The 11,677-nt window shown below is 70.1% G+C and carries 10 protein-coding genes; 6 read left to right on the top strand and 4 right to left on the bottom strand.

What is annotated here, in order from left to right:
• Window position 1: 1 nt before the first annotated feature.
• The 4 genes from AC3A6M_RS10860 to AC3A6M_RS10845 all read left to right on the top strand — a co-directional run bounded on the left by AC3A6M_RS10860 (window position 2) and on the right by AC3A6M_RS10845 (window position 3,062).
• Complete coding sequence (locus AC3A6M_RS10860) at window positions 2-928, top strand: esterase/lipase family protein (RefSeq protein ID WP_487852736.1); 927 nt, start codon at window positions 2-4, stop codon at window positions 926-928.
• Between the two features lie 34 nt (window positions 929-962).
• Window positions 963-1,733, top strand: coding sequence for a response regulator (locus AC3A6M_RS10855; RefSeq protein WP_487852735.1), 771 nt, complete (start codon window positions 963-965; stop codon window positions 1,731-1,733).
• An 85-nt stretch (window positions 1,734-1,818) separates the two neighbouring features.
• On the top strand, window positions 1,819-2,499 hold the full coding sequence (locus AC3A6M_RS10850) for a TetR/AcrR family transcriptional regulator (RefSeq protein WP_487852734.1): 681 nt from the start codon (window positions 1,819-1,821) through the stop codon (window positions 2,497-2,499).
• Window positions 2,496-3,062, top strand: a complete 567-nt coding sequence (locus AC3A6M_RS10845; protein WP_487852733.1) for an LOG family protein — start codon at window positions 2,496-2,498, stop codon at window positions 3,060-3,062. Before AC3A6M_RS10850 ends, AC3A6M_RS10845 begins: the two co-directional genes overlap by 4 nt.
• 17 nt (window positions 3,063-3,079) lie before the next feature.
• On the opposite strand, the gene AC3A6M_RS10840 is transcribed toward AC3A6M_RS10845, so the two are convergent.
• From AC3A6M_RS10840 to AC3A6M_RS10825, 4 genes are read right to left on the bottom strand one after another with little or no spacing between them, the layout of a single operon-like run.
• Entirely contained in the window at window positions 3,080-4,222 is a 1,143-nt protein-coding gene (locus AC3A6M_RS10840; protein ID WP_487852732.1) for a diguanylate cyclase, read from the bottom strand.
• Window positions 4,219-6,957, bottom strand: a complete 2,739-nt coding sequence (locus tag AC3A6M_RS10835; RefSeq protein ID WP_487852731.1) for a bifunctional diguanylate cyclase/phosphodiesterase — start codon at window positions 6,955-6,957, stop codon at window positions 4,219-4,221. The genes AC3A6M_RS10840 and AC3A6M_RS10835 overlap by 4 nt, the downstream gene beginning before the upstream one ends.
• Window positions 6,954-7,397 carry a type 2 periplasmic-binding domain-containing protein gene (locus AC3A6M_RS10830; protein ID WP_487852730.1) on the bottom strand — a complete coding sequence of 148 codons (444 nt, stop codon included), beginning with the start codon at window positions 7,395-7,397 and terminating at the stop codon, window positions 6,954-6,956. Before AC3A6M_RS10830 ends, AC3A6M_RS10835 begins: the two co-directional genes overlap by 4 nt.
• Window positions 7,397-8,647, bottom strand: a complete 1,251-nt coding sequence (locus tag AC3A6M_RS10825) for a hypothetical protein (RefSeq protein WP_487852729.1) — start codon at window positions 8,645-8,647, stop codon at window positions 7,397-7,399. Before AC3A6M_RS10825 ends, AC3A6M_RS10830 begins: the two co-directional genes overlap by 1 nt.
• Window positions 8,648-8,854: 207 nt before the next feature.
• Between AC3A6M_RS10825 and AC3A6M_RS10820 the strand changes: the two genes are divergently transcribed.
• The gene (locus tag AC3A6M_RS10820; protein ID WP_487852728.1) at window positions 8,855-9,232 is read left to right on the top strand and encodes a DUF2946 domain-containing protein; all 378 of its coding nucleotides are present in this window, start codon (window positions 8,855-8,857) and stop codon (window positions 9,230-9,232) included.
• Between the two features lie 87 nt (window positions 9,233-9,319).
• Window positions 9,320-11,659, top strand: coding sequence for a TonB-dependent receptor (locus tag AC3A6M_RS10815; protein WP_487852727.1), 2,340 nt, complete (start codon window positions 9,320-9,322; stop codon window positions 11,657-11,659).
• The last annotated feature ends 18 nt before the right edge of the window (window positions 11,660-11,677 follow it).

Genomic DNA, 11,677 nt, shown 5'->3' with positions numbered 1-11,677 from the left:
CGTGAAAAGCGCCCGCCGCCTGTCGCGCGCACTGCTGCTGGTGCAGCTGGGGGCCGCCGTCCTGATCGGCTGGGTCGCGAGCGCGCACTACGGCATCGCGGCGTGGCAGGCGGCGCTGCTCGGCGTCGGCAGCGTGGTGCTGGTCCGCCTGCTCATCAACATGAACAACTTCGCGATGGCCTCGCACTTCGCCAGCGCCACGCCGGAAGCCTTCCGGCTGGACGGCGCGGCGCGCCTGCGCCTGCTGGCCGAAGAGTACCTGGCCAGCATGCTGGTGACGTCCTGGCTGATCCCGCGCGCCAGCGCCGCCACACGCATCCATCCGGACAGCGGACGGGTCCCGGTGCTGCTGCTGCACGGCTACGGCTGCAACAGCGGCTACTGGGTCCACCTGACGCCCCTGCTGGACGCGGCGAAAATCAGCCACGCGACCGTGGACCTGGAACCGGTGGCCGGCGACATCGACGGCTATGTGCCGCTGGTCGAGCGCGCGGTGCGGGACCTGCTCGCGGCGACCGGCGCGGACAAGGTGGCGATCGTCGCCCACAGCATGGGCGGACTGGTGGCGCGCGCCTGGATGCGCGCCCACGGCACGGGCAGGGTGGCGCGCGTGATCACGCTCGGCACGCCGCACCACGGCACCGCGCTGGCGCGCTTCGGCCCGGGCCTGAACGCCGTGCAGATGCGGCCCGGCAGCGCCTGGCTGCGCGCGCTGGCCGCCGGCGAGGACGGCGCCGCGCGGGCCCTCGTCACCTCGCTTTACACCCACCACGACAACATCGTCGCGCCGCAGGAATCGAGCCGCCTGGAGGGCGCGCGCAACCTCGAATTCGGCGGCGTCGGCCACGTCGCCCTCGGCAGCAATCCGCGCGTCCTGAAAGCGGTGATGCAGGAGCTTGCGGCGTTGCCATCCTCGCCGCCGGGGTGATAGAGTCGGTGCAAATTATGCCCTGGAGATGGCCATGCCTTCGCGCATCCTGATCGTCGAAGACGACCCCGCTACCCGCGAGCTGATGGCCTGGCTGCTGCGCGAAGCGGGACATGCCGTGACCGGCGCCGACGACGGCGCGGCCGGCCTGCGGATCGCCCTTGCACAGCGCCCGGACCTGGTGCTGTGCGACCTGCGCCTGCCTTCGATGGACGGCCATGCGGTGGCGCGCGCCCTGCGGGCCGAGCGCGGCTGCGCGCACATTCCGCTGCTGGCCGTGAGCGCGCTGGCGCAGGCCGGCGACCGCGAACGGGTGCTGGCGGCCGGCTTCGACGGCTACGTCTGCAAACCGATCGAAGCGGCCAGCTTCGTCGCCGAGGTCGAGGCTTTCCTGCCGCTGCCGGCGAATGCCGGCGCCGCACCGGCGCTGCCGACCCTGCTGGTGGTCGACGACGACGCCTTCATGCGCGAGGTGCTGGTCGACGCCCTCGAAAGGGAGCCGTGGCGCATCCTCAGCGCCGGCTCGGCGGCGGAGGCGCTGGCGCTGCTCGAGCGCGAACCGGTCGACGTGATCCTGTCCGACCAGTGCATGCCCGGCATGCAGGGCACCGAGCTGATGGCCCGCGTCAGCCGCACGCATCCGCACACCGTGCGCCTGATCCTGTCCGGCGTGTCGGAACTGGAGCCGATCGAGCGCGCCTGCGCGGCCGGCCTGGTCGACCGCCACCTGCACAAGCCCTGGGCCGCGGGCGCGCTGCGCGAGGAACTGCGGGCCGCCTTTTTACTGCGCTGCGAACGGAATTGAGCAGGGGAGCCGGACCCCGGCCGAATATGGCCGCGGCCGGCGGTCGGTGTTATCCTTGCGGGTGAGTTCAACCACGCCGTCTTCCATGCAACAGAAAGCTCCCCGCCGGACCCGCGAACGGATTCTCGAATTGTCGCTCAGGCTGTTCAACGAATTCGGCGAGCCGAACATCACGACCACCGTGATCGCCGAAGAGATGAACATCTCTCCGGGGAACCTGTATTACCACTTCCGCAACAAGGACGACATCGTCAACTCGATCTTCGCCCAGTTCGAGGCCGAGATCGGGCGCATGCTGACGGTGCCGGCCGGGCGCCGCTCGAATCTCGAGGACGTCTGGCTCTACCTGCGCATGATGTTCGAGCTGATCTGGCGCTACCGCTTCTTCTACCGCGACCTGAACGACCTGCTGTCGCGCAACCGCAAGCTGGAGCTGCAGTTCAAGGCCATCCTGGCGCACAAGATCAAGGTCGCGCGCCAGCTGTGCGAAGACCTGCGCAGCGAGGGATCGCTGGAAGCCGGCGACAGCCAGATCGGCGCGATGGCGACGAACATGGTGGTGGTGGCGACCTACTGGCTGTCCTACGAATACGTGCGCAATCCGCGCAAATACAGCGAGCAGCAGGCGATCGCCGACGCCCTCGCGCGCGGCTGCTACCAGGTGCTGTCGATGGTCGGCCCCTACCTGCGCGGCCAGACCAGCGAGCTGTTCCAGCGCCTCTCGGAAGACTACCTGAAACAATTGCCGCCGGAAGGACAAGCATGAAAGCCATCGCCGTCTACTGTGGCGCCTCGCCGGGCGCCGATCCCTGCTATGCCGACGCCGCGCGCGGCCTGGCGCGCGTGCTGGTCGAACGCAACATCGGCCTGGTCTACGGCGGCGGCAAGGTCGGCATGATGGGCGTGATCGCGGACGAAGTGCTGCGCCTCGGCGGCGAAGCCACCGGCGTGATCCCGCGCGCGCTGCTCGAGCGCGAAGTCGGCCACACCGGTCTGACGCGCCAGTTCGTGGTCAAGGACATGCACGAACGGAAGGCCATGATGTCCGACCTGGCCGACGGTTTCATCGCGATGCCGGGCGGGATGGGCACGCTGGAAGAGCTGTTCGAAATGGTGACCTGGGCCCAGCTGGGCATCCACGCCAAGCCGATCGGCCTCCTCAACGCGAACGGCTTCTGGAACGGCTTGTCCGCTTTCGTCGGCCATATGGTCGGGCAGGGCTTCGTGCGCCCGGCGCATGCGGACCTGCTGATGATCGAGGCCGACCCGGACGCGCTGGTGGCGCGCCTGCAGGCGGCCTCGCCATCACGCGCCGAGCCGCTGGTCTGATCCCCGGGCCGCGCCGGTCAGGCTGACACGACGCGGTCGCGGCCGGAAGACTTGGCCTGGTAGAGCGCCTTGTCGGCGCGGTTGACGGTGTCGGCCAGCGCTTCGTCGCCGCGCCGCGCCGTCAGGCCGGCCGAGAAGCTGACGCGGCGCCGGTCCAGCAGGTCGCTGCCGTCCGCCCCTGCGATGCGCAGCCCGCCCATCCGTGCGCGGATGCGCTCGACCACCAGCAGCGCTTCCGGCTCCCCGGTATCGGGCAGCATCAGCAGGAATTCCTCGCCGCCCCAGCGCGCCAGCACGTCGCCCGCGCGCAGTTCGGCGCGCGCGGCGACCGCGAACTGGCGCAGCACCTCGTCGCCCGCGGCATGGCCGTGGCGGTCGTTGATCTGCTTGAAGAAGTCGATGTCGAGCAGCGCGATGCACGTGCTGCGGTCCGGCGGCGCAGCGGCCGACGCGCCGGCGGCCGGACCGCGGCGCCGCTCCTCCAGCGCCAGCACCTCGTTCATGTGGCGGCGGTTGGCCAGCGCAGTCAGCTCGTCGACCGTGGCCAGGGTGCGGATCGTGTCCACCGCCTTGACCAGCTCTTCCTTCTGCGCCTTCAGGCGTGCGCGCAGCTTCGACATCTCGCCGGTCAGGAAGGTCACGGCCAGCGAGCAGGCCGCCATGATCGCGAAGGTCACCGCCTCCACCTGGGGCGGATAGCGCAGCGGGTCGTGCGCCTGCAGCCACCACATGGTCGCCCCCATGCCCACCAGGCCGACCCCGGTCAGCGCCAGGGTCTGGCGCGGGCGCAGCGCGAAGGTGCAGAACACCACCACCACGATCAGCGCCATCAGGGTCGCGCTGCGCAGCGGCCCCGCGATCGCATACAGCCACATATTGCAGCTGATGGCGAACAGGCCCTGCAGCGTCGCCAGCGCGGTCGGGGCCAGTCCGAAGCGACCGCCGAAACGCACCAGCAGGTAGGCCGAGGCGTTGCCGCCGATGGCATATGCCGCCAGGTCGAGCGCCGCGCCGCGGTCGATCAGGTGCGGCGTCGCGATCAGCACGATCAGGATGAAGAAGATCGAATACAGCGCCGCGGTGGCGGCCCAGTAGACCAGCATCCGGCGCAGCTTGGGGTCGGCGCCGAACAGCAGGCGGGACAGGTCGGACGGCTTCATGCCTGGCCTCCCGATCGCGCCTGCGCCAGCAGCATCTCGGCGATGCGCTCGGCCGGCACCGGCGGCGAGAACAGGTAGCCCTGCATCTCGTCGCACTCGTTAGCAAGCAGGAAGTCGCGCTGCTCCGCGGTCTCGACGCCTTCGGCGATCACCCGCAGCTGCAGGCGGTGGCCGAGCGAGATCACGGCCAGCGCGATGGCCTGGTCGTCCTCGCTGGTGGCCAGGTCGCGCACGAAGGACTTGTCGATCTTCAGGGTGCTGATCGGGAAGGACTTCAGCGCCGACAGGCTGGAGTAGCCGGTGCCGAAGTCGTCGATCGACAGCGAGATGCCCATGTCCTTCAGCGCGCGCATGCGCTCGACCGCCTGGTTCAGGTCACGCATCAGGAGGCTCTCGGTCACTTCCAGTTCCAGGCCGGAGGGCGGCAGGCCGGCGTCGCGCAGGGCCGTCGCGATGCGTTCGACCAGGTGCTTTTCCTCGAACTGGCGGGCCGACACGTTGACCGACACCGTCACCGGGTCGAGGCCGGCGTTGCGCCAGAGCTGGGCCTGGCGGCAGGCGGTGCGCAGCACCCATTCGCCGATCGCGACGATCATGCCGGATTCCTCGGCCAGGCCGATGAAGCGCGGCGGCGGCACCATCCCATGCTCCGGATGGCGCCAGCGGATCAGGGCTTCGACGCCGAAGATGCGGCCGGTGCGCAGGTCGACCTTTGGCTGGTACAGCAGGCTGAAATGGCCGGCCGGCGCGGCGCCCGAGGCCGGGGCCCCGGCCTGGGTCGTGTCGAAGGCCTTGCGCAGGCCTTCCAGCAGCATCAGCTTTTCCTCGACGCTGGCGTTCATCTCGCGGGTATAGAACTGGAAGTTGTTGCTGCCCAGGTCCTTGGCGCGGTACATCGCCGCGTCCGCGTTCATCATCAGCGTCTTCGGGTCCTCGCCGTCGCGCGGATACATCACCACGCCCATGCTGCAGCTCACCTGCACCGCCTGGTTGCCGATCGCCACCGGCTCGGTCACCGCCTGGCGGATCTTTTCCAGCACCGGCGTCAGCGCCAGCGCGTCTTCGGCGACGTCCGGCAGCAGGATCACGAATTCGTCGCCGCCCAGCCGGCCCAGGGTGTCGTTGCGGCGCAGGCAACCCTGCATGCGGCGGCCGACCACCTTCAGCAGCTCGTCGCCGGCATTGTGGCCGAGGCCGTCGTTGACCAGCTTGAAACCGTCCAGGTCGACGAAGGCCAGCGCCAGGTGCTTGCCGTTGCGCTGGGCGTTCAGCACCGCCTGTTCGAGGCGGTCGCGGATCAGGCTGCGGTTCGGCAGGCCGGTCAGCTCGTCGTGGTGGGCCAGGTGGCGGATCCGCTCCTCGGCCAGCTTGCGTTCGGTGATGTCGCGCACGGTGGCGACCGCGCCGCCTTCGACCGGCACGATCTGGCGCTGCAGCCAGCGGCCGACCGCCGGCGAGGTCGCGGCCTGCCATTCGGTCTCGAGCGGCTCGCCGGTGCCGACCACGCGCAGCAGTTCGTCGAACATGCCGTTCACCCGGTAGAAGGGCATCAGCTCGCCCATCAGGCGGCCGCGCAGCTGTTCCTTGGGGATGCCGCTGACCTGCTCGGCGCGCGAATTGGTTTCCTCGACCAGGAAGTCGATCACGCGGCCGTCGTCGTCGTGCACGCTGCGCAGCACGAAGAAGGCGTCCAGGCTGGCTTCCGAGGCCGCCGCGTAGGTTTCCTGGGCGCGCCGTTCACGCCCGCGCGCCTTGGCCAGCTGCCACGACCAGGCGCTGATCATGCCGACCACCGACAGCAGCAGGAAGCTGGCGGCGAAGGCCGCCACCAGGTAGTTGCCGCGGTGCTGCTCGTACTGCGCCATCTGTTCGCTCTCGGCCAGGCCGATCACGGCCGACAGCGGGAAGCCGTGCAGGCGGCGCGCGCTGGCGTAGCGCGCCACGCCGTCGGGCGGCATGGCGTGCGGTTCGAGGGCGTCGTCGGCCAGGCCGCCGAGCGCGATCTGCTGGCCCCAGGAGACCTTGTCGCCGATGCGCAGCGCGCGCGCCACGCCGTCGGTGCCGATCAGGCCGATCAGCCCCAGCTCGCCCTCGCGCGAACGCTCGTAGGCGCTGGTGAAGTAGGCCGGATCGACTTCGACGATGGCGATTCCGGCGAAGCGGCCGGCGTCGTCGTCGATGCGGCGCGTGAAATGCAGGTGCGGTTCGTGCCTGGCGGAATCGCGCTGGGTCTGGCTGACGAAGGCCGTGCCGGTCTCGTCCTCGCGGTGTACCGTGAAGTAGGCTTCGCGGCCGACGTCCAGCGGCGGCATGCCCGGGTTGCTGGCCACGATGCGGCCGTCGCGGTCGGCGATGCTGACCGTGAACACCAGCGACGGCGGCAGCAGGCCCTGGCGGCGCAGCTTGTCGAGCGCGGTCTCCGGGCCGTGCTGCTCGGCCGCGTACTTGATCACCTTCAGGGTCTGGTCGATCGCGTTCAGGTTGCGCGCCATCTGCGCTTCGTAGGTGTCGACCTGCTCGCGGGTGGCGTCGCGCGCTTGCGCGATGGCGGCGTCGCGCTCGGCGGCGACGAAGTGGAAGGTGGCGATCCAGATCGCGACCAGCGGCAGCAGCGCGAACAGCGGCAGCGCGATATGGGTTTCGAGCGCGCGCCCCAGCCGGCGGCTCACGCCCTGCTGGCGCGGCGCTGGCTGCGGCTTTGCGGCCTTCGCGGTGGGCTTGGCGTGTTCCATCATTGCACCACCAGCACCGGGCGTACGCTGCCATCCAGCGCGCCGCGTTCGATATAGCCGATCAGCTCGGGATTCCCGGCAACCCGGCGCCGCACCGCGGCGCTGTCGGAGGCCTCGCGCGGCGGCTGGCCACGGCCGGTGAACACCATCTTCGACCAGTGCGCCTTCAGCAGGGCCGGGGTCTTGCCGGCCACGCGCTCGTAGAATTCGTCGCGCAGCTGCGAGCCGAGCGGCTGGTCGAGCGGCACCGCCTCGACGCCGTCGGGGAAGCGCACGCTCTGGCCGAGGAAGATCGCGGCCACCTGGTCCGCGCGCAGCGCGTTCACCGGATTTCTGGCCGAGACGATCACCACCAGCTCGGCCGCGCCGGCCGGGCCGGCCGCGATGCCGGCGAGGACGAGGAGGGCGGCTGCGAACAGGCGCCGGAAAGGTCCGGTCCGCATCAGTACACGAAATCGAGGGCGACGCTGGCCACGTGGGCCGTCCGGCCGGAACGGAAGGCGGGCGCCAGGTTGATCATCGAGCCGCGCGAGCCGTGGTGCGGCGTGACGCGGTCGTATTGCAGCTTGAGGGCGGCGTTCGCGGCCAGGTCCCAGCGCACGCCGGCGGCCTGCGTGGCCTGCTGCGGGATGGTGGCCAGCAGCAGGTTCAGGCCGCCGTTCAGTTGGGCGAGCCGGGCCGCATCGGCCGGCGCCAGGCCGGCGGTCGGCAGGCCGTCGTCGCGGGTCGCGCCGCTGGCGCGCACGCGCGACACGACCAGGTAAGGCGTGAAGGCGCGCAGGCGCACGCCGGCGCTGGCGTAGGCGCTATGGGTTGCGCCGAGCAGCGACGCGGTGCGGCTGCGGCTCGCTTCGAGCATCAGGAACCATTCGCCAGGGTCGTAGTTCATGCCGATGCTGGCGATGCGCGCCCGCTTGTGGTCGATCGCGTAGCGCCGCGCGATGGCGGCGCCGGCCGGACCCGCGGCTTCGAAGGCGTCGAACAGCGCCGAGCCGACGTCGGCCGTCACCTCGCCGCTGATGACGTTGGCGCGCAGGCTGAGCGCGCCCCAGTCGCTGGTATTCGAGATGCCGACGACGCCGCGCGCGTAGGCCTGCAGCGGCGCGGCCAGCGCGACGTGGTCGCGGCCATAGAACAGCTGCGAAGCGTTGCGCACCCGGCCCGCGCTCCAGCGCAGGGTGGCGTCGACGCCGTCGCTGCTGGTGAACGGCAGGGTGCCGTAGCCTTCGACCGGCGGGCGCACCCACGGATAGGCATAGCCGACCTTGCGGTAGTCGGCGGTCAGGAACATCGGCAGCGCAATGCGGCCGAAGCGCAGCGCCAGTTCGGGCGTGGCCTGGAATGTCACGTTGGCCCACTCGATGCGCGGGCGGTAGCTGTTGTCGAGTCCCTGTTCGCTCACCACCTGCAGCACCGCCGACCAGCGCCGGTCGAGGCGGTAGTCGAGCTGGGCGCCGAGCCGGCTGTCGACGTTGGCGCTCCAGCGGTGCGTGGCGCCGGCCCCGTCGGCCTTCAGCACGCTGGCTGTGTAGTCGGCATTGCGTTCGCTGGAGTGCACGGCGCCGATGGTGCCGAAGCCGGACAGGGTCCAGCCCGGCTCTTTGCCGTCCTGCGCGCAGGCAGCGCCGCCGATCAGCAGGCTGAACGCGAACAGGGGAACAGACAGGAGGCGGCCGGGGGTGTGTTGCAGCATCACTTGCATTCGGAAGAGAGGGCGAGACAGGGCGCAGGAAGCGCGAGATTGACTTTATACGGAGGGGTAGTGAAAGTCGATAGCTAACTTCTAATGCTTTCAGGAATACTTACTTTCGTTGTGCAGTGGCAACGTGACGCCGCGGGCGGCGCGCGTCGGACCGTGGACTATAATGCAAGCATGCTTACCCCGACACGGCATTGGCGCATGCGCGCACGGATTGCCTGGATCGCCTGCCTGGCCATCCTGTTCAATGCGCTCGCGCCGCTGGTGTCGCATGCGATGGAAGCGGCCGGACCCGCGCCCGCCGTGATGCAGATGGAGGTCTGCACGGCGATGGGCATGGAGATGGTTCCGGTGGTCCTGTCCGCCGACGATGGCTCTTCCGGCAAGCCGCAGAAGAACCTGAACCACTGCGGCTATTGCGTCTTCCACGCCACCGCCCACGGCGTGCCGCCGCCGATGGGCGTCGCCTTCGTTCCGGCCGCCGGCCGGGATGCCTGGCCACCGCTCTACTACCGTTCTTCGCGTCCGCTGTTCGCGTGGGCGCTGGCGCAGCCGCGCGCGCCGCCGCGCCTGTCCTGAGCACGCGGCGTCACGCCGCCAGCATCGGTCCGCACGCCAGGCCCTGCGCCGGCGCGCGCCGAGTCCATGGACATCACAGGAACAAGAATGAAGAATGCAAGCACATCGCTGGCGCACGTCGGTACGCTGACGGCGCTGGCTGCCGCCCTCTCGACGGCGTTCGCCCAGACCGCACCCGCGCAGACCATGTCCGGCCAGGAAGAAGCCGGCGCACAGACCCGCCAGCTCGGCACCGTCATCGTCACCGGCAAGCACCCGACCTCGCTGCCGACCGGGATCCCGACCACGATCGAGACCGTCACCGGTGAAGAGATCGCACGCGCCATCAACGCCAGCGATGCCGAGGACGCCCTGAAATACCTGCCCAGCCTGCTGGTGCGCAAGCGCTACAACGGCGACTACAACCACGCGGTGCTGTCGACCCGCGCCTCCGGCACCGGCAACAGCGCCCGCTCGGCGGTGTACGCCGACGGCATCCTGCTGTCCAACTACCTCGGCAACGGCGCCGCTTTCGCGCCGCGCTGGGGCATGGTCAGCCCGGAGGAAATCGAGCGCGTCGACGTGCTGTACGGCCCGTTCTCGGCGGCCTACGGCGGCAACTCGGTCGGCGCCGTGGTCGACTACGTCACCCGCATGCCCTCGCGCTTCGAGGCGCACGCGAAACTGTCGGCCTCGTACCAGCCGTTCACCCTGTACGGCACCGACGACCACTACCGCGGCCGCCAGGGCAGCTTCTCGCTCGGCAACCGGGCCGGCGCCTGGTCCTGGTACCTGGACCTCGCCCGGCTGGAGAGCGACGGCCAGCCGCTGACGTTCCCGACCCGCTATCCGGCGGCGGCCGCCTCGACGGCGGGAACGCCCGTCAGCGGCGCCGTTGCCGCCCGCGACCGCAGCGGGCGCGACTGGCTGATCCTCGGCGCCGCCACCCAGTACCGCACGCAGCAGGCGCACCTGAAGGCCAAGCTGGCCTACGATTTCTCGCCGGGACTGCGCGCCACGTACGTGTTCGGCCTGTGGGACAACGATGCGCAGGGCAGGCCGCAAAGCTACCTGCGCGATGGCGCCGGCCAGCCGGTCTACAGCGGTACGGTGAACATCGGCGGCCGCGCCTATGCGCTCACGCCGTCCGACTTCAGCCAGTCGAACGAGAGCCTGCGCCACTTCATGCACGGACTGACGCTCAAGAGCAGCACCCGCGGCAGCTTCGACTGGCAGCTGGCGGCCAGCCTGTACGACTACGACCAGGACCTGCTGCGCGCGCCGACCACCGCACTGCCGGCGGCAGGCGGCGGCGGGGCGGGGCGCATCGTCGACCAGGGCGGCACCGGCTGGCGCACCTTCGCGGCCAGGGGCGTGTGGCGGCCGGCGGGAGCGGCGGGCGCGCATGTCGCGGAATTCGGCTGGCAGCGCGAAGCGTACAAACTGCGCAGCATCGAGAACGCGACCACCGACTGGCTGGCCGGCGCACCCGGCGCGCGCAACCAGGCCTTCGGCGGCCGCACCGGCATCGACGCCCTGTACGTGCAGGACAGCTGGAGATTCGCGCCGCGCTGGAAGACGGTGCTCGGCCTGCGCGGCGAGCGCTGGGAAGCCCGCGAGGGAAGGACCTCGAACGCGGCCGTCACCGTCAACCACGGCAGCCGCAGCGAGCATTATCTTTCCCCGAAAGCCGCGCTGGCCTTCCAGGCGAACGAGGACTGGCTGTTCAAGGCCTCGCTGGGACGCGCGGTGCGGATGCCGACCGTGTCCGAGCTGTACCAGGGCGGCATCAATGCGGCCGGCACCCTGGTCAACAACGACCCGGACCTCAGGCCGGAAAAGTCCTGGACCGGCGAACTGACGGCCGAGCGCAAGCTGGAGGGCGACCCGATGCGCGGCCTGCTGCGCCTGACGGCGTTCGGCGAGCGTACCCGCGATGCCCTGTATTCGCAGACCAATGTGCTGGTGCTGCCGAACGTGACGAACGTCCAGAACGTCGACCGCATCGATACCAGGGGACTCGAACTCGCCTACGCCGCCAGCGACGTGGCGCTGCGCGGACTGGACCTGAACGCCAGCCTGACCTGGACCGATTCGACGATCGTGCGCAACGACAGATTCCCGGCCAGCGTCGGCAAATGGCAGCCGCGCATTCCGCGGTGGCGCGCGACCGGGCAGGCAAGCTGGCGCGTCGACGACCGGCTGTCGGCCACGCTGGCGGCGCGCTACAGCGGCCGCCAGTACTCGACCCTGGACAACGCGGATACGAACGGCTTCGCCTACCAGGGCGCGAGCCGCTACTTCACGGCCGACCTGCGGGTCGTGTTCCGGATCGACCGGCAGTGGTCGGCGGCGGTCGGGATCGACAACCTGAACAACTACCGCTACTGGAACTTCCACCCTTACCCCCAGCGTACCTGGGTGGCGGAGCTGAAGTGGGACCTGTGACGGCCTGAGTTGTCCTGA

The sequence above is a fragment of the Telluria sp. Soil_C_11 genome, assembly GCF_057657395.1.
Note: the sequence above shows the minus strand (reverse complement) of the source record. Positions and strands in the feature narration are given on the sequence as shown.

Coding starts and splice junctions, on each gene's coding strand:
- AC3A6M_RS10855 (WP_487852735.1), top strand. CDS start 963: ATGCCTTCGCGCATCCTGATCGTCGAAGACGACCCCGCTACCCGCGAG.
- AC3A6M_RS10850 (WP_487852734.1), top strand. CDS start 1,819: ATGCAACAGAAAGCTCCCCGCCGGACCCGCGAACGGATTCTCGAATTG.
- AC3A6M_RS10845 (WP_487852733.1), top strand. CDS start 2,496: ATGAAAGCCATCGCCGTCTACTGTGGCGCCTCGCCGGGCGCCGATCCC.
- AC3A6M_RS10840 (WP_487852732.1), bottom strand. CDS start 4,222: ATGAAGCCGTCCGACCTGTCCCGCCTGCTGTTCGGCGCCGACCCCAAG.
- AC3A6M_RS10835 (WP_487852731.1), bottom strand. CDS start 6,957: ATGATGGAACACGCCAAGCCCACCGCGAAGGCCGCAAAGCCGCAGCCA.
- AC3A6M_RS10830 (WP_487852730.1), bottom strand. CDS start 7,397: ATGCGGACCGGACCTTTCCGGCGCCTGTTCGCAGCCGCCCTCCTCGTC.
- AC3A6M_RS10825 (WP_487852729.1), bottom strand. CDS start 8,647: ATGCTGCAACACACCCCCGGCCGCCTCCTGTCTGTTCCCCTGTTCGCG.
- AC3A6M_RS10820 (WP_487852728.1), top strand. CDS start 8,855: ATGCGCGCACGGATTGCCTGGATCGCCTGCCTGGCCATCCTGTTCAAT.
- AC3A6M_RS10815 (WP_487852727.1), top strand. CDS start 9,320: ATGAAGAATGCAAGCACATCGCTGGCGCACGTCGGTACGCTGACGGCG.